Source organism: Terrabacter aeriphilus (assembly GCF_039542985.1).
GTDB lineage: Bacteria > Actinomycetota > Actinomycetes > Actinomycetales > Dermatophilaceae > Terrabacter > Terrabacter aeriphilus.
In genome coordinates this window covers 101,800-119,165 of the sequence record NZ_BAABIW010000028.1, presented here as the reverse complement: position 1 = coordinate 119,165, position 17,366 = coordinate 101,800, and the positions used below count along the sequence as shown (strand labels likewise).

The 17,366-nt window shown below is 73.8% G+C and carries 14 protein-coding genes and 2 pseudogenes; 7 read left to right on the top strand and 9 right to left on the bottom strand.

What is annotated here, in order from left to right; genetic code table 11:
* Positions 1-85: 85 nt before the first annotated feature.
* The 3 genes from ABD979_RS19095 to mobA form a co-directional block, all read right to left on the bottom strand.
* Positions 86-2,041: an N-acetylmuramoyl-L-alanine amidase gene (locus tag ABD979_RS19095; protein ID WP_345509110.1), complete on the bottom strand. Its 1,956-nt coding sequence runs from the start codon at positions 2,039-2,041 to the stop codon at positions 86-88.
* 202 nt (positions 2,042-2,243) lie between these two features.
* A complete protein-coding gene (locus tag ABD979_RS19090) occupies positions 2,244-4,304 on the bottom strand; it encodes a M4 family metallopeptidase (RefSeq protein WP_345509109.1) in 2,061 nt (686 codons plus the stop codon).
* Between the two features lie 234 nt (positions 4,305-4,538).
* Entirely contained in the window at positions 4,539-5,174 is a 636-nt protein-coding gene (mobA, locus tag ABD979_RS19085) for a molybdenum cofactor guanylyltransferase (protein ID WP_345509108.1), read from the bottom strand.
* Between the two features lie 37 nt (positions 5,175-5,211).
* Here mobA and fdhD point away from each other — a divergent pair, with 37 nt between their 5' ends.
* The 5 genes and pseudogenes from fdhD to ABD979_RS19065 all read left to right on the top strand — a co-directional run bounded on the left by fdhD (position 5,212) and on the right by ABD979_RS19065 (position 8,333).
* Positions 5,212-6,060, top strand: a complete 849-nt coding sequence (fdhD, locus tag ABD979_RS19080) for a formate dehydrogenase accessory sulfurtransferase FdhD (protein ID WP_345509107.1) — start codon at positions 5,212-5,214, stop codon at positions 6,058-6,060.
* Between the two features lie 70 nt (positions 6,061-6,130).
* Positions 6,131-6,469 carry a YciI family protein gene (locus ABD979_RS19075; RefSeq protein ID WP_345509106.1) on the top strand — a complete coding sequence of 113 codons (339 nt, stop codon included), beginning with the start codon at positions 6,131-6,133 and terminating at the stop codon, positions 6,467-6,469.
* Positions 6,470-6,594: 125 nt separating this feature from the next.
* Positions 6,595-7,506, top strand: a pseudogene (locus tag ABD979_RS20130) (DUF222 domain-containing protein); the annotation flags it as partial.
* A gap of 203 nt (positions 7,507-7,709) precedes the next feature.
* Positions 7,710-7,970 (top strand): annotated as a pseudogene (locus ABD979_RS20125) (HNH endonuclease); the annotation flags it as partial.
* A gap of 183 nt (positions 7,971-8,153) precedes the next feature.
* On the top strand, positions 8,154-8,333 hold the full coding sequence (locus tag ABD979_RS19065; RefSeq protein ID WP_345509104.1) for a hypothetical protein: 180 nt from the start codon (positions 8,154-8,156) through the stop codon (positions 8,331-8,333).
* Between the two features lie 67 nt (positions 8,334-8,400).
* On the opposite strand, the gene ABD979_RS19060 is transcribed toward ABD979_RS19065, so the two are convergent.
* The 3 genes from ABD979_RS19060 to ABD979_RS19050 form a co-directional block, all read right to left on the bottom strand.
* A complete protein-coding gene (locus ABD979_RS19060; RefSeq protein WP_345509103.1) occupies positions 8,401-9,780 on the bottom strand; it encodes a hypothetical protein in 1,380 nt (459 codons plus the stop codon).
* Positions 9,781-9,846: 66 nt separating this feature from the next.
* Entirely contained in the window at positions 9,847-11,484 is a 1,638-nt protein-coding gene (locus ABD979_RS19055; RefSeq protein WP_345509102.1) for an ABC-F family ATP-binding cassette domain-containing protein, read from the bottom strand.
* Between the two features lie 87 nt (positions 11,485-11,571).
* Entirely contained in the window at positions 11,572-12,801 is a 1,230-nt protein-coding gene (locus ABD979_RS19050; RefSeq protein ID WP_345509101.1) for a molybdopterin molybdotransferase MoeA, read from the bottom strand.
* Between the two features lie 122 nt (positions 12,802-12,923).
* On the opposite strand from ABD979_RS19050, the gene ABD979_RS19045 reads away from it, so the two are divergent.
* Entirely contained in the window at positions 12,924-13,340 is a 417-nt protein-coding gene (locus ABD979_RS19045) for a hypothetical protein (protein WP_345509100.1), read from the top strand.
* Here the strand turns inward: ABD979_RS19045 and ABD979_RS19040 are convergent.
* Entirely contained in the window at positions 13,327-14,700 is a 1,374-nt protein-coding gene (locus tag ABD979_RS19040) for an L-serine ammonia-lyase (protein WP_345509099.1), read from the bottom strand. The genes ABD979_RS19045 and ABD979_RS19040 overlap by 14 nt on opposite strands.
* Before the next feature lie 153 nt (positions 14,701-14,853).
* On the opposite strand from ABD979_RS19040, the gene ABD979_RS19035 reads away from it, so the two are divergent.
* The gene (locus ABD979_RS19035; RefSeq protein WP_345509098.1) at positions 14,854-15,810 is read left to right on the top strand and encodes an ornithine cyclodeaminase family protein; all 957 of its coding nucleotides are present in this window, start codon (positions 14,854-14,856) and stop codon (positions 15,808-15,810) included.
* Here ABD979_RS19035 and ABD979_RS19030 read toward each other — a convergent pair.
* Entirely contained in the window at positions 15,800-16,450 is a 651-nt protein-coding gene (locus tag ABD979_RS19030) for an NAD(P)H-binding protein (RefSeq protein WP_345509097.1), read from the bottom strand. The genes ABD979_RS19035 and ABD979_RS19030 overlap by 11 nt on opposite strands.
* A 129-nt stretch (positions 16,451-16,579) precedes the next feature.
* Positions 16,580-17,365, bottom strand: a complete 786-nt coding sequence (locus ABD979_RS19025) for an SRPBCC family protein (RefSeq protein ID WP_345509096.1) — start codon at positions 17,363-17,365, stop codon at positions 16,580-16,582.
* Position 17,366: the final 1 nt, after the last annotated feature.

Below are 17,366 nucleotides of genomic sequence, written 5' to 3'. Positions count from 1 at the left end.
GTCGGCAGCACCCGACCCCTCGAGCGCCGAGTGCCCGGCTCCCCCTGCGGGGGGGGCCGGGCACTCGGCATGCTGCGGGTCGGTCTCAGCGGGCCCGGACCACGTCCACGTCCGCGGCGCGCACGAAGGCGAACCGGTGGCCGAGCGAGATCTGGTAGTACCGGTCCGTGCCGACGACGTCGACGTGGTCACCGGGGGTGTCCGGCGAGAACGTCGTGGCGCGGTAGTAGTCCGTCGGCACCGTGAGGTCACCCACGGCATACCGCTGCCCGGAGGCGAAGGTGTACTGCAGCGGCGCGATCGCCTGCGCGGGGATGCCGGCCGGGTAGGCCGACGCCTCCGGGTAGGCCCGCCCGTAGACGGGGACGCTCGTCCGGCCGGCCTTGGGCACGACGTACTCGCCGCGCACCGGGATCGCCGTGGGGTGGCGCGAGGGGTTCTCGAACCATCCCTTGACGCCGTTGAACCAGACGGCCGTCCAGTCACCACGGCGCTCCGCCACGGCGAGCACGAGACCGGCCTGGGCGCGGGCGCCGATGTCGGAGACCGACGTCGTGCTCGGCGCGCCGTTCGGCTTGCGGCCGATGTCGTTGACGAGCGGCGCCGACGCGTCGGGCGCCTGGTGGAGGTAGACGAAGTTCGTGCCCTGCGGCGTGCAGGCCACACCGGCCGTCGTGCACGAGGTCACCGGCTGCACGTTGCGGTCGAAGCCCGGCACGATCCGCACGAGCTCGGAGCGCGGCGAGGCGCGGTGCGCCTGCAGCGGCGCGCCGAGGAGCGAGAAGTAGTGCTCCCAGTCCCAGTAGGGCCCCGGGTCCCAGTGCATGCCGGCCACGTTGGCGGCCGTCACGCCGGGCACCTGGTCGTGGCCGACGATGTGCTGGCTGTCGAGCGGGATGTCGTAGCGCTTGGCGAGGTACTTCACGAGGCGGGCCGACGAGCGGTACATCGGCTCGCTGAACCACTCGGCGCCGGTCGCCGCGAAACCCTCGTGCTCGAGGCCGATCGAGTGCGCGTTGACGTACCAGTTGCCGGCGTGCCAGCCGACGTCCTTGGCCTCGATGTGCTGGGCGATGTGCCCGTCCGAGGAGCGGAGCGAGTACTGCCACGCGAGGTAGGTCGGGTCCGTCACGAGCTTGAGCGTCGTGTCGTAGCTCGCCTCGGTGTTGTGGATGACGATGTTCGTGATCTTCGGGGCCCGCGGACGGTTCGCGAGGTCGTGGTTGCCGTAGTCGCCGTTGCCGAGGTCCTGGTAGGGCGCGGGGATCCACTCGCAGTCGAGGCCGGGCGGGCAGTCGACCGGGCCGGCGTTGTGCTTCTTCTTCAGGCCGAGCCGGTCGAGCTGCGTGCGCTGCGGCTTCACCGACGAGGGCAGCAGGGCGACGTCCTTGCCGTCGACCGTGCGGCGCGCGGCGCCCGTGGAGATGACGCCGTAGGCGTCGTCGGCGAACGCGGCGGCCACGTCGTCCTCGGTCGAGCCGGACGCGTCGGCGACGGCGGCGTACCACTGGCCGGCATCCGTGCCCTGGCCGCTCGGCAGCCCGAGGCGGCGCTGGGTGTCGGCGAGCAGGGCGGCGCCACCGCGGATGTTCGCGGTCTCGTCGGTGCGCAGGGCGTCCTCGCGCAGGCCGGTGAGCGCCGCAGCGCGGCCGAGGGTGTCGGCGGCCGGCGCGGCGTCGGCGGCCGGCGGCGCCGTGCCGAGGCCCTTGCCCTCCGCGCGGTCGCCCAGGCCGGCGTCGACCAGGTGCATCGGGCCGTAGCCGCCCGAGGTGCTGTGGCCGGGACGGAAGTCCCAGCGCGTCTGGGCGTACGACACGGCCTCGAGGACCGTGCGGGGCACGCCGAACTCGGCTGCGGCGGCCGCGAAGGCGCGCTCACGGCTGCCGGAGTCGGTGCCGCTGGCCGCGGCGGCCGGGCCGGAGGCCTGGGCGGTGGGCCCGGCGAGCGCCAGGCCGGCGGTCACCGCTGCTGCCGCGCCGAGCGCGACGGCGGACCGCCGTGCCCTGCGGGCCCCTCCCCTGGGTGTGGTGCTAAGTGTCACGCGATCTCCCTTTCGTGTGGAAAAGTTCCACGGCTGGCCGTCGGAACCCTCTGGGGCAGAGCAAACACCCCCTGCCGCGGACCCGCCACTCGAAACCCACGTCGTGGACCGCGACCTGCGAGACGCGGCCCCGACGCGACGAGGCCGGTGTGCCGGGTGGTGACCACCCGGCATACCGGCCTCGTGCGGAGGTGCGTGTCGGTCAGAAGTTCGTCGCGACGTCGTCGACGACGAAGCTCGTCTGGGCCGAGGAGTCCTCGGTCGCCGCGAACTTCAGCGTGACGTTCGTGCCCTTGTAGGAGCTGAGGTCGACCGTCTTCTGGACGTAGGACGCCTTGGGCGTCGACAGGTTGGAGTAGCTGGCCTTGGCCACGCCGTTGATCGAGACCGTGGCCTTGTCGTAGGCGGTGGTCGTCGTCGTCTCGGCCGTGTCGATGCGGATCCAGTAGGTCAGCGTCGGCGAGGTCGCCGTGGACGGCACGGCGAAGGTCTGCGACTCGCTCTCGGAGGCCGTCGAGCCGTTGCCGCCGAGCCACAGCTTGTACGAACCGCCGTGCGCCGGGCGACCGGTGTCGTTCGTGATCGGGCCGGCGCTGCCGGTCCAGCCGGTCTGGCCCGACTCGAAGCCGCCGTTGGTCAGGGCCGCCCCGGTGCCGCCACCCCCGCCGCTCGTGCCGCAGGTCTCGGTGCTGGCCGGGGCCGCGATGGCGCCCATGGCGTTGTCGACCGCGGTGCACTCGGCCGAGCCGACGCCGTAGAGGTCCTTGGCGGCCTTGATGACGCCGGTGCGGGCGGCCGCGTAGTTGCTCGACGAGGTGAGGTACGTCGACAGCGTGCGGTACCAGATCTTCTCGACCTTGAGGTGGCCGATGCCGGTCACCGTGGAGGAGTCACAGGTCGGGCTGTTGTAGCTGACGCCGTTGATCGTCTTGGCGCCCGAGCCCTCGGAGGCCAGGTAGTACCAGTGGTTGAGCGGGCCGCTCGAGTAGTGCGGGTCGAGGCCGCCGAGCGAGCTGCTCCAGCAGTCCTTCGAGGCGCCGTCCTTGCTCGGCTTGTCCATGTAGCGCAGCGGCGTGCCGTTGCCGTTGAGGTTGATCTCCTCGCCGATGAGGTAGTCCGGCGTGTCGGAGGGGTTGTTGGCGTACCACTCGACGGCCGTGCCGAAGATGTCGGACGTCGACTCGTTGAGGCCGCCCGCGTCGCCGGAGTAGTTGAGGCCGGCGGTGTTCTCGGTGACGCCGTGGCTCATCTCGTGGCCCGCGACGTCGAGCTCGACGAGCGGGGCCGCGTTGCCGGCGCCGTCGCCGTACGTCATCTGCGTGCCGTCCCAGAACGCGTTGACGTAGTTCTGGCCGTAGTGGACGCGGCTGCGGGCGCCGGTGCCGTTGTTCCAGATGCCGGCCCGGCCGAGCTGCGTGTTGTAGTAGTCGTACGTCGTGCCGGCGCCGTAGTGCGCGTCGACGGCCGCCGACTGGCGGTTGCTCTGCGAGCCGTTGCCCCAGACGTCGTCGGCGTCGGTGAACGTCGTGCCGTTGCCCGTCGTCGCCTGGTTGAGGTCGGTCGTGTAGTTCCCGTGGGAGTCCTTCATCGTGTACGTCGTGCCGGCCGTGGTGCCCAGCGTGACCGTGCCGACGAAGATGCCGTTGCCCGTGCCGTGCTTGACGTCGTCCCAGCTCGTCAGGGTCTTGCCGGTCGTCGCGTCGACGATGGTGTGCAGGCGCGTCGGGGTCTGGTCGGCCTTGATGCCCTCCGTGACGACCTCGTAGGCGAGCTTCGGGCCGGTGGCCGACTGGAACACGACGAGCTCACCGGGAGTCGCCGTCTCGCGGTTGGCCTTCGACGCCGCGAGGCCGGCCTGCCGGGCCTGGCTCTTCGCGATCGTGGGGGTCGTCGTCGCCGGGGTGACGTTCTTGCGCACGTTCCACGTCACGCTCTTGACGGCGCCGCTGGCGTCCTTGTGGCTCACGAAGTCGCCACCGATGACGCGGAGGCCGTCGATGGTGCGGGTGTAGCGCACGTGGGTCGCGCCGTTCGGGTCCGAGATGACGGACTTGACGGTCAGCTGCTCACCCTTGGCCAGGCCGAGGGCGCTCGCGGACGCGGCGGCCCGGGACTGCTCGGTCGCCTTGAGGCTCTGCGACTCGGGTGCCGGCGCCGTGTCGCGTCCTGCACCGGTCGCTGCGCCCGCCGGGATCGCCGGCGAGATGGCGAGGGCGAGGGCGAGCAGCCCTCCGGTCGCCAGCCCAGACTTCAGTCGGTTCACGAATTGCTCCTTGTCAGGTTGCGGCACGGGGGCCGCGTGGAGGGGTCCCGCCGTCTCAGGAGTCGAGGTCGGGGCGGAACCAGCGTGACGCTCGCAGCCGTCGCGAATCGCGGTCAACGGAGATTGCCAAGACTTTGCCAAAAGTGCGCCAAGTCATGAGGAGGGCTTGGCGGCAACAGGATTCGCCGTTGCCCGCGACTTGGGTGATCTCCCAGCAACGGCGACAGCCGTAGGTCAAGCGTCCGGATCGCCCGCCGCGCGGCGGCGCGCACGCTCGAGGTCGGCCGGCGTGTCGACGTCGAGGGCGACCCGGTCGTGGTCGGTGACGGGCACCCGTGGCACGCCGTCGGCGAGGTCGCGCATGCTCCGGCCGTAGGGGTCGCCGAGCGCCTCCAGACGGCGCCCGAGCGCGTCGGTGCGCCAGGCGGCGCACAGCCAGTTGACCCGGTCGGCGGGGTCCACCGTGACGGCGAGATCGGCCGACGCGAGGGCTGCGACGAGCCGCTCGACGTGGTCGGGAGTGACGAAGGGCAGGTCGGCCGCGAGGAGGACGACGGCATACGGGAACCGGGTGCCGCTGGGGGGGCCGTCGGCAGCACGGGCGTCGTCGAGGAGGGTCGCGAGCGCCGTGGCGAGGCCCGAGACCGGGCCACCCCCGGGAACGGGCTCCCTGACCACGCGGACCCCCTCGGGCACGCCCTGACCGGGCCCGACGACGAGCGTCGGACGGTCGCCGGCCGCGTCGAGGACCCGCGCGACGAGTGGACGTCCGTCGACCTCGAGGAGGGGCTTGTGGGCGCCCATCCGGCTGCTGGCGCCACCGGTGAGCACGACGACGACGGGCGGTGCGACGGCTGGGGTCGACGGCACCCTCGGAGTCTCGCACGGGGCATGGCAGTCTGGACCCATGGGGCGGGTCACGGTGCGGCGCAAGGTCACGACGATCGATCTCGCGGCGCCCTCGTCGACCACCCGGCCCGACACGCTGAGCGTCGAGGAGCCGCTGGAGCTGCGGGTGGGCGGGGTGCCGCTCACCGTGACGATGCGCACCCCGGGGCACGACATCGAGCTCGTGCACGGCTTCCTGCTCTCCGAGGGGCTGATCCGGTCGGCCGACGACATCGTGCTCGCGCGCTACTGCGAGGGCGCCGTCGTGTCGGGCGAGAGCGGCTTCGACGAGAACACCTACAACGTCATCGACGTGACGCTCGCCCCCGGTGTGGCCGCGCCCGCCGCCTCGGCGACGCGCTCGTTCTTCACGAACTCGTCGTGCGGCGTGTGCGGCAAGGCGAGCATCGAGCAGCTGCGGGCGAAGTCGGCCCACGAGGTGCGCGGCGACGACACGCGTTTCGCCGCCGCGACCGTGGCTGCGCTGCCGGATCGCCTTCGCGCAGAACAGCGCTCGTTCGACAAGACGGGCGGGTTACACGCAGCCGGTCTCTTCACCGCCGAGGGCGAGCTGCTCGTCGCCCGTGAGGACGTCGGCCGGCACAACGCCGTCGACAAGGTGGTCGGCTGGGCGCTGCAGAACGGCCACCTGCCCGGCACCGGGCGCGTGCTCGTCGTCTCGAGTCGCGCGTCGTTCGAGCTGACGCAGAAGGCCATCATGGCCGGGATCCCCTGCCTGGCAGCGGTTTCCGCGCCGTCGTCGCTGGCGGTCGAGTGCGCCGAGGACGCCGGCATGACGCTGCTCGGCTTCGTGCGCGGCACGCGCCTCAACGTGTATGCCGGCAGCCACCGCATCACGCCACCCTGACACCTCGGCGTCACCCCCTCGACCGAGTCCACCCGATCCACCTGATCCACCGAGCGACTGGAGGCCACCCGTGGCGATCTACGCGGTGCACTACACCTATCCCGACGACGCGACCGAGATGCTCACGGTGCGACCCGAGCACCGCGAGTGGCTGAGCGGGCTGCCGGGGCTGCTCGTCGCCGGCATGTACCAGGAGGGCCTCGACGAGGTCAGCGAGGGCGAGCCCACCGACCAGGAGCCCGCCAACGCCGGCTTGATCGTGGTGAGCGGCGACTCGATCGAGGACGTGACCGCCACGTTCGACCAGGACCCGTACTGGCTCGGCGGCTACATCCTGCGCCGCGTGGTGCGCCGGTGGGACCCCCCGCTGGGGCCCTGGGTCGCGGACCCCACCAACTCACCCGGCTGACCGCGCCCGGGCCGGGCCGGGACCACCTCGAGCGGCCCCGGACGGGCCCGCCCTGCCCGCGGAATCCCGACCGGTCCTTGTGGACAAGCCCTTCTCGTCGAACATACGTTCGAATAGAATGAGGCATGAGCACGACGGCCGGGCACGACCCGGGAGCAGGCGCCGACGCGCCCTCTCCGGGGTCGACGGCGCCCGACGATCGTGGCGGGCTCGCTGACCTCCTCGACGAGCTGTCCCGCCTCGATGGCGCAGCGCTCGACGATGCCGCCCGCATCGACCAGCTGACCGCGCTCGAGCGTGCCAAGGCCGCGGTGGCCGCTGCGCAGGTGCGCGTCACGGCGGCCTTCGCCGCCTCGCAGGCGCAGACGTCGCGTGAGTGGTGGGACCGGGCCCGGGAGTGCGCCGACGTAGGCGACTTCGACGGGTGGCGCGCCGCGCGCGACCGGGCGCGGGCGGCCGCCCTCCCGGGTGACGACCGCCGCCGCGCGGGTGACTCCGACCACGATGCTGCGTCGTCTGGGGCCGCGTCGCCGGGTTCTCGCCGCAGGCGGCCGTCCGCCGTGACCGGGGTGGCCGCGCAGGTGGCGCTGGCCCGGCACGAGTCGCCGGTGCGCGGAGCGGCGCACCTGGCCATGGCGCTCGCCCTGACCACCTCGATGCCCTGCACGCTGGCCGCGCTCGAAGCGGGCGAGCTGAACGAGTGGCGGGCCCAGATCCTCGTGCGCGAGACCGCCCTGCTCACCGACGAGCAACGCCGCGTCGTCGACGCCGAGGTCGTCGGCGACCCCGCCGAGCCGGTCGGGGCGCTGGGCGACCGCGAGCTCGCCCGCCGGGTCCAGGCCGTGGCCTATCGCCTCGACGCCGAGGCCGTGCTGGCGCGGGCGCGCCGCGCCGAGTCCGAGCGGCGCGTCACGCTTCGACCGGCCCCCGACACGATGGCCTACCTCACCGCGCTGCTCCCGGTCGCGCAGGCCGTGGCCGCGTACGCCGCCCTGACCGCCGCCGCCGACTCCGCGCGCGCCGGGGGTGACGAGCGGAGCAAGGGGCAGGTCATGGCCGACACCCTCATCGCCCGCGTCACGGGTCAGGAGACCGCCGACGGCGTGCCGGTCGAGGTGCAGCTCGTCATGACCGACAGCGCGCTCTTCCACCGTGCCGCCGCCGAGCAGGCTGCTGCGGCGGGCTCCGCGCCGTCGGCGAGACGCCGGCCCAGCTCGTCGGCTACGGCACGGTGCCCGCCATGTGGGCCCGAGCACTCCTCGACCCGGACCACGATCCGCCCGACGCCACGGCCGCGGCCCGGGTGTGGTTGCGGCGCCTCTACCTCGAACCCGACACCGGGTCGCTCGTCGCCATGGACTCACGCCGCCGCGTCTTCGACGGAGGGTTGCGCCGGTTCGTGCTCGCCCGGGACGCCGGCACGTGCCGCACCCCGTGGTGCGACGCACCGGCCCGGCACGTCGACCACGTGCACGACCACGCCGACGGCGGCCCGACGAGCGCCGCGAACGGACAGGGCCTGTGCGTGCGGTGCAACCACACCAAGCAGCTGCCCGGCTGGGCCGCGCGCACGCTCACCCCACCCGGCGACAGGGGCAGCGACAGGGACAGGGACAGCGGCAGGGACAGCGGTGGCGGTGCCGACGGGGACGGCGACCCACAGGTCCTGACGCGGGCCTCCGCGGTGCACGCCGTCGAGACGACGACGCCCACCGGGCACCGCTACGTCTCTCTGGCTCCGCCACTGCTGCCCGGCCTCACGATCGGCGCCGATGGGGTCGATGACGTCGACGGAGCCGATGCAGCCGGCGAGACGATGGCAATCGAGGAGCGCCTGCAGCACGCCCTCGCGCAGGCCGCCTGATGCACGCGCCACCCCACCGGAGGCACTGGTCCGGGTGGCTCGGGAGGGACCGCCCAGAAGGGACCGGTCAGAAAGGAGCCGGCAGCTGGTACTCGCGCTGTCGCCGACGCTCTGCGTGCCGGACGAAGAGGTACGCGACCTGCTGGGCTCCGCTGTCGCTGCCGGCCTCCGTCGTGGCTCGTCGGCCGAGGTGGCGGCGGACGAGTCGTCGCAGGTGGGCGACGTCCCGGGCGCCCACCTGAGCTGCCACCTCACCGGCCGCCGGCGCCCCAGCCGCCTCGAGCCGCTCCCGGGACAGCTGCCACGCGCCGGAGTCCGGATCGCGCCGGGCCACCCCGAGGGCCTCGAGGTCGGCGAGCGCGAGCTCGACGACGTTCGCGAACGGGTCGGTGCCGGCCACCGCGTCGAGCGCCGGGCCCAGCACGGTCGGTGTGCGGCCGAGCACCTCGCCCACCCGGTGGCGGCCGAGCACCAGGGCGGCGAGCCCGGCCGGCTGGCGGTCCGGCGGGAGGTGGGGCCGCAACCGGCACCGGGAGCGCTCGACCTCGATGTCGACCAGCCCGGCGGCCACGGCGTCGAGCAGCACCTGCACGACGAGCTCGGTGGCGAGGTCCTCGACGCCCGTCGCCGGGGACCCGTCCACCCACCAGGCCGACCGCTCCCGCGTCCGGCGACGCGACGGGCTCGGCGGCGCCGCGAGGACCCGGACCGCCGTCGACAGGCGCAGCTCGGGCAGTACCGGCCACTCCTGCTCGGCACGGGCCCGCCTCAGGTCGCGCTCGCGCTGCTCGGCCGTCGAGACGGTCGCCCTCGTGACGTCGAGCCCCGACGGCACGATCTGCAACAGCCAGAAGCCACCACGTCGTGCGGTCAGCCCGAAGAACCACGCCGCGCCCAGAGACAGCACGAGCACGAGCGGGAAGTAGGCCCAGTCCTCCGGCTGCGTGAGGAACCACCAGAGCGGCAGTGCGATCCCGGCCGCCGTGACGAGCCAGGGGTAGACCCGAGCGGCCGCCCGCGCCCACGAGGCCCAGGGTCCCGGCCACACCGCCCGCCCGCGCACGGTGGCGAGCATGTGGGCGCGGCCCGGTGGCAGGCCCCGCGCGGCCCAGTGCGTGCTGACGAGCAGCACCCCGACCCCCGCGACGAGCACGACGAGCCGGGCCAGCGGCCACGGCAGGGTGAGCTGGCTCTCCGCCGCGGCGTCCACGTCGTCACCGACCTCGCCCGTCGTCCACCACGCCAGGAACGGCACCTTGGCCACGAGCCACACGAGGATGCCGAGCAGGTCGACGACGAAGCTGGCCGTCGCGACCGCGACCACGGCGGCCAGCGTGCGCAGGCCGAGGTAGGCGGCCGGGCGCCGGGCGCAGATCACGGCGTAGCGGTCACCGACCGGGCCGTCGTCCTGGCCCGACCCCACCGCCGCGCCGGACGGAGCCGTCATGGCGTCATGATCCCGCGTGCGCCACCGCGGCGCAGTCACTTCACGAGAGTCCGCCCGCGCGACCCGTCAGCTGCGCGTGACCTGCCCGGCCTCGACGTGCCACCGCTCGTCGAGGCGCACGTTCTCGAGCAGCCGGCGGTCGTGCGAGACGAGCAGCAGCGCCCCGTCGTAGGCGTCGAGCGCCTGCTCGAGCTGCTCGATCGCCGGCAGGTCGAGGTGGTTCGTCGGTTCGTCGAGCACGAGCAGGTTGACGCCCCGCGCCTGCAGCAGCGCCATGGCCGCCCGGGTGCGCTCGCCCGGCGAGAGCCGCCCCACCGCACTGCCCACCTGGTCGGCCTTGAGGCCGAACTTCGCGAGCAGCGTGCGCCGCTCGGCCGGGTTGAGGTCGGGCACGGCCTCGCCGAACGCCTCACCGAGTGCCAGGTCGTCACGCAGCCCGGTGCGGGACTGGTCGATCTCGCCGACGGCCACGCTCGCCCCGAGCGAGGCCCGACCCTCGTCGGGCGCGACCCTCCCGAGCAGCAGCGACAGCAGGGTCGTCTTGCCGGCGCCGTTGGGCCCGGTGATGCCGATGCGCCGGCGGGCCTCCACCTGCGCCGTCGCCGGGCCGAACGTCCAGTCACCGCGTCGCACGACCGCACCGTCGAGCGTCGCGACCACCGAGCTCGACCGCGGGGCCGCCGCGATCGAGAACTGCAGCACCCACTCCTTGCGCGGCTCCGCGACCTCGTCGAGCCGGGCGATCCGCGACTCCATCTGGCGCACCTTGCGCGCCTGCTTCTCGGCCGAGTCCTGCTGCGCGGAGCGGCGGATCTTGTCGTTGTCCGGGCTCTTCTTCATGGCGTTGCGCACGCCCTTGGACGACCACTCCCGCTGCGTGCGGGCGCGCGCCTCGAGGTCGGACTTCGTGCCGGCATACGCCTCGTAGGCCTCGCGCGCGTGGCGCCGCGCGACCTCGCGCTCCTCGAGGAACGACTCGTAGCTGCCGTCGTGCACCGACACGGCGTTCTGCGCGAGGTCGAGCTCGACGATCCGCGTCACGCAGCGCGCGAGGAACTCGCGATCGTGCGACACGAGGACGACGCCCCCTCGCAGGCCGGTCACGAACGCCTCGAGCCGCTCGAGGCCCGCGAGGTCGAGGTCGTTCGTCGGCTCGTCGAGCAGCACGACGTCGAACCGGCTGAGCAGCAGCGCGGCGAGCGCCGCCCGCGCCGCCTGCCCACCCGAGAGCGAGGTCATCAGCGCGTCGGGCCCCACGTCGAGGCCGAGCTCTGCGAGCACGGCCGGGATGCGCTCGTCGAGGTCCGGGGCGCCGCTCGCCAGCCAGTGGTCGAGCGCGAGGGCGTATGCCTCGTCGGCCTTCGGGTCGTCGCCCCCGAGGGCTCCTGCCGCCGCCTCCATCGCCTCCGTCGCGGCCGTGGCGCCCGTGCGCCGCCCGATGTGGTCGGCCACCGTCTCGCCCGGCACGCGCTCGTGCTCCTGGGGCAGCCAGCCGACGAAGGCGTCGGACGGCGCGGTCGTGACGGTGCCGTCGAGCGGCTCGTCGACCCCCGCGAGCAGGCGCAGCAGCGTCGACTTGCCGGCCCCGTTGGCCCCCACGACGCCGACGACGTCACCCGGCGCGACCGTGAGGTCGAGGTGCTCGAAGAGGGTCCGGTGGGCGTGGCCCCCGGCGAGGTCCTTGGCCACCAGGGTCGCGCTCACGGCCCCCAGCCTAGGTGCGCGGCGCCGGGCCCCCGCACCAGCACGTTCCGGTGCGGCTCGGTGCGGCCCGGTGCGGCCCGGTGCGGCTCAGACCGGGTGCACGACCACGACATCGCCCGCCACGACCTCGTCGACGGCCTCGGGCACCTCGATGAGGCAGGTCGCGGCCGCGAGCGCGGTGAGGTGGCGCGCGTCGGGCGCCGTGACCGTGCCGTCGGCATGCAGCACGCTCGTGAGGAACTGCACGCGCCCCGCCCGCGTGTGACGGGTCCTACCGGCGTAGGCCGCCCGAACGGGCCCCGCTGCCGGCACCCCGTGACGCCGGTCGAGGGCCGGCCGCACGAGCACGTGGAAGGCCACGAAGGCCCCGACCGGGGTGCCCGGCAGGCACACGACGGGCGTCGAACCGTAACGCCCGAGCCCCTGCGGGCCGCCCGGCTGCATGGCGAGGTGCACGAAGGCGAACGTCGGCAGCGGCGAGCAGACCTGCCGCACGACCTCGTACGCCCCCGCGCTCACTCCTCCGGTCGTCACGACGACGTCGACCTGCGGGTCGGCGTCGAGCTCGTCGAGCAGCGCACGCAGCTGCGCCGGGTCGTCGGAGCACACCTCGACGCGGGTCACGACGCAGCCCGCGGCCTCGGCCAGGGCGGCCACCATGTCGGAGTTGGACTCGTGGATGCCGCCCGCACCGGGGTCGGTGGCGGCGGGCACGAGCTCGGCCCCGGTGGCGACGACGGCGAGCCGGGTGCGGCGCCGGACCTCGACGGTCGTGCACCCGGCCGACCGGCCCAGGGCGATGAGCGCGGGCGTCACCTCCGCCCCCGGGACGGCGACGACGGCGCCGGCCCGCACGTCCTCACCCCGCTCCCGCACGTGCCGGCGCGGTGGCACGCCAGCGGGCGCACCGGTCGACCCGGCCGTCCACCCGGCCGTGGTCACGGTCACCTCGACGGGTGCCGGCCCGGTGGGGCTCGCGTCGGTCAGCTCGACGGGCACGACGAAGGCGGTCCCGACGGGCAGGCGGGCGCCCGTCATGACGCGGGCGGCCTCACCGGGCGCGAGCGCGAAGTCGGGTGCCGCGCCCGCCGGCACGTCGCCGACCACGGGGTAGCGGCACTGCCCCGACGGGTCGGGGTGCACGGCGTAGCCGTCCATCGCGGAGGAGTCGAAGCGCGGCAGGTCGTCGGCCGCGACGAGGTCGGCCGCGAGACGACGACCGGCCGCACGGCGGTCGAGCGCCACCGTCTCGGTCGACCCGTCGGCGAGCAGCCGCTCGACGGCGGCCCGGTGCTCGGCGACCGACACGTGACCCATGCGCGCCAGTCTGTCGCATGCGGTCCCGTGCGTTGCGCCCGCCGTCACCCCAGATCGGGTCCCCCGGCCGAGCCACCGGAGTAGCGTCGAGAGGCCGGGACGTCTCCCCGAGGAGCGCTCTCATGCGACTCGAGCACCTGTGCGACGCGAGCTGGACCTACGACCTGATCCACGAGGTGGAGCCGTCACCCGGCCGCGACGGCCGGATCTACGGCCAGGGCACCGGCACCCTCACCGGCCGCCTGTCGGGCACGGCGACGTGGTCGAACTTCCCGCGCATCCGCGAGGGCTGGGCCTCACCGGACGCCCACGGCGTCATCGAGGTCGACGACGGCATCGTGCTCTTCACCCTGAAGGGGCTGTCGTCGCTGACCGACGGCCGCGGCGTCCACGTGCTCACCTTCCAGAGCGAGGCGCCGTCGCACCGGTGGCTCGACGACGTCATCGCCGTCGGCGAGGGCACCATCGACGTCGAGCACGCCAGACTGCAGATGCGCTACTACGAGTGCGAGGTCGAACTGCCGCTCAGCACTCGATGACGTTGACGGCGAGGCCGCCGCGCGCGGTCTCCTTGTACTTCACCTTCATGTCGCGACCGGTCTCGCGCATCGTCTTGATCACCTTGTCGAGGCTGACGACGTGCGAGCCGTCCCCCCGCAGCGCCGTGCGGGCGGCCGTGATGGCCTTGACCGAGGCGATGGCGTTGCGCTCGATGCACGGGATCTGCACGAGCCCGCCGACGGGGTCGCAGGTGAGCCCGAGGTTGTGCTCCATGCCGATCTCGGCGGCGTTCTCCACCTGCTCCGGCGTGCCACCCATGACGGCGGCCATCGCGCCAGCGGCCATCGAGCACGCCGAGCCGACCTCGCCCTGGCAGCCGACCTCGGCGCCCGAGATCGACGCGGTCTCCTTGTAGATGACGCCGATCGCGCCTGCCGTGAGCAGGAACCGGACGATGCCGTCGCGGTCGGCGCCGTTCACGAAGTTCGCGTAGTAGTGCAGCACCGCCGGGATGATGCCTGCCGCGCCGTTGGTCGGCGCCGTCACCACGCGACCGCCAGAGGCGTTCTCCTCGTTGACGGCGAGGGCGTAGAGCGTGATCCAGTCCATGCCGCGCAGCGGGTCGTCGCTCGTGCCCTCGAGCTGCAGCCGGCGCGCGAGCTCGGGCGCACGGCGCCGCACGCGCAGGCCGCCGGGCAGCACGCCCTCGGTCGCGATGCCGTTGCGCACGCACTCCTTCATGACGCGCCAGATCTCGAGCAGGCCGTCGCGCACCTCCTGCTCGGTGCGCCACGACAGCTCGTTCTCGAGCATGATCCGCGCGATCGACTTGCCGGTTTCCCGGCAGTGCGCGAGCAGCTCGTCGCCGGTGCGGAACGGGTGCGCGACGGGTGTCGAGTCCTCGACGATCCTCGTCGAGCCGTCGGCGTCCTCGCCGACGACGAAGCCGCCGCCGACGGAGTAGTAGGTGTGCTCGGCGACGACGCTTCCGTCGGCCGCGAGCGCCGTGAAGGTCATGCCGTTCGGGTGCACCGGCAGCGTCTTGCGCCGGTGCAGCACGAGGTCCTCGAGCTCGACGAAGTCGATCGGGTGCTCACCGAGCAGCACGACCCGCTTCGACGCGCGGATCTCGGCGAGCCGGCCCTCGACCTTGCGCGGGTCGCACAGCTCGGGCCGCTCCCCGGTCAGCCCGAGCAGCACGGCCTTGTCGCTGCCGTGCCCGTGCCCGGTCGCGCCCAGCGAGCCGAAGAGCTGCGAGCGCACCCGCGCCACCTGCGTCAGCGTGCCCTCGTCGCGCAGCCGCTCGGCGAAGAGCGCCGCGGCCCGCATGGGGCCGACGGTGTGCGAGCTCGACGGGCCGATGCCGATCGAGAAGAGATCGAAAACGCTGAGCGCCATGGTGTCCTGACTTCGTGTCGTCGTTGACGGCCGTCGTCCGGGGGTGGTGGGCGACCGACCGAGCCTACGTCCCGCCGGCGTCCGCACGCACCTGACGGGGTGTGCCGGCACACCCGCCGAGCGGCCGCGTGCCCTCTCGCCTAGGGTCGGGGCGTGCAGCAGCCGCGATGGGTCGACGCCGCCGGGGTGCGCCACGCCGTGTCGCCCGACCGCGCCCGCCGGCTCATCCGCCGCGAGCTCGCCGACGGTTTCGACCCCGCCACCGACCCGCCCCGCCTCGCAGCCACCATCGGCGAGGGGGACGGCTCCGGCCAGCTGCTCGTCATGCCGTCGGCGACCCGCACGGGCGCCGGGGTGAAGGTGCTCTCGGTCGCGCCGGGCAACCCCGAGCGCGGGCTCGACCGCATCCAGGCCGTCTACGTCCTGCTCGACCCCGACACGCTCGCGCCGTCGGTGCTCGTCGACGGCACGGCCATCACGTCGCTGCGCACCCCCGCCGTCTCGGCCGTGGCCATGGACGCCCTCGCTCCCGACGAGGTCGGGTCGGTGGTCGTCGTCGGCAGCGGGCCCCAGGCACTCGGGCACGCGGAGGCGCTGCTCGCCATCCGGCAGCCGACCTCGGTGACGGTCGTCGGTCGGCGGGCCGACGCGGCCCGGGCCACGGCGCAACGGATCTCGGGGCTCGCGTCGAGCCACCGGATGGCCACGCGCGGCCTCACCGTCGACGACCCGGCGTTCGAGACGGCCGTGCGCGACGCGCAGGTCGTCGTCACCGCCACCTCCGCCGCCACCCCGGTCATCGACGACGACTGGGTGGCCGACGGCGCCTGCGTCGTCGCCATCGGCTCGCACGAGCCGCACCGGCGCGAGCTCGGCTCAGGCCTGCTCGGCCGCTCGCTCGTCGTCGTCGAGGACCTGCAGACCGCCCACCGCGAGGCGGGAGACGTCATCCTCGCCGCGGCCCAGGGGCCGCTGGCCTGGGACGACGTGCACACCCTCGCCGAGGTCGTGCTCGGGAGCGTGACGAGGGCCACCGACCGGCCGAACGTCTTCAAGAGCGTCGGCATGGCCTGGCAGGACCTCGTCATCGCCGAGCACGTCAGGAGCTGACGACCTCGTCGATGGCCTGCAGGCCGTCGTTGAAGGCGAGGATCCGGCGGGCCGTCGTGTCGGGGTGCGCGACGACCGAGCGGATGACGTGGGCGACGTTGTCGCGCGAGACCTGGCCGGCCTCGACGCCCTCACCGGTCTCGATGTGGCCGGTCGCCGCCTCGAGGGTGAGGCCGCTCGGGCGCAGGATCGTCCACGCGAGGTCGGTCGTCTTCAGGTGCTCGTCGGCGGCCGCCTTGGCCTCGGCATACGCGTAGAAGCCGTTGTCCTCGGGCACCCCGTGGTCGGGCCCGGCGCCGAAGTAGCTGACCATGACGTAGCGCCCGACTCCGGCCTGCGCGGCCGCGTCCATCGAGCGGATCGCGGCGTCGCGGTCGACGGCGTACGTCCGCTCGGGGCTGCCACCGCCTGCTCCGGCCGACCACACGACGACGTCGCTGCCGCGCACGAGGTCGGCGATCGCGTCGGTGCCGGCGCTCTCGACGTCGAGCACGCTCGCACTCGCGCCGGTGGCCTCGACCTCGGCCACGTGGTCGGGGTTGCGCACGACGGAGACGACCTCGTGGCCGTCGGCGACGAGCAGCGGGGCGGCGAGCAGCGCGACCTTGCCGTGGCCGCCGATGAGGATGACGCGGGACATGACTCTCCTAGGGTTTTCGGGGGCGGGTCCTCCCGGTGCAACAGCCGGGAGCGAGCAGGTATGCCGCAGGCCCGGTCGCGTGCGCGTCCGGGCCTGCGGGGTGGTCGGGTGGCTGCAGCCGGTCGGGGCTCAGGCGTCGCGGTCGTGACCGATGAGCCAGCCGACGACGATGCCGACGAGCGCCGCGAGGCCGTAGCCGGCATACCGCTTGATGAGCACCGGCATGACGGCGGAGCCGAGGTCGAGCGCGGCGTCCTCCTCGACGTCCGAACCGACGCGCCGCGGGGGCGGCGGCCGGTGCGCCGGCTGGGCCGGCTGCGACGACGCGGTCGACGCCGGCGCCGCCGACGTGGGAGCACCGGCCGACGAGGCTGCCGTGTCGGCCGCGAGGGCGTCGGAGGCCGAGTCGACGAAGCCACCGGCGGGCGCGGCCGGTGCGGCCTCCGTCACGCCCCCCTCCGGCGCGGCCTCGGGACCCGTCAGCTGCTTCTCGATGCAGGCGACGAACGCCTGGAGCAGCTTGTCGGAGACGTCCTGCATGACGCCCCGGCCGAACTGCGCCGGCTTGCCCGTGACCGCGAGGTCGGTGACGACGTCGGCGCGGGTGCCGCTGCCGTCCGGGGTCAGCGTCAACGTCACCGTCGCGCCGGCCGTGCCGTTGCCGCGCTTGTCCTTGCCCTTGGCCGAGATGACGGCGTGCCTGGCCGCGTCGTCGCGCTCCTCGAACGAGCCGGAGCCGGAGTAGACGAGCGCGATGGGGCCGAGCTTGACCTTGACCGTGCCGCTGAAGCCGTCGTCGGTCACCTCCGTCACCGTCGCGCCCGGGAAGCAGCTCCCGACACGCTCGAGGTCCATGAACAGGGCCCACGCGTCGTCGACCGAGGTCGGCACCGTGAACGAGTGGGTCAGCTCCATC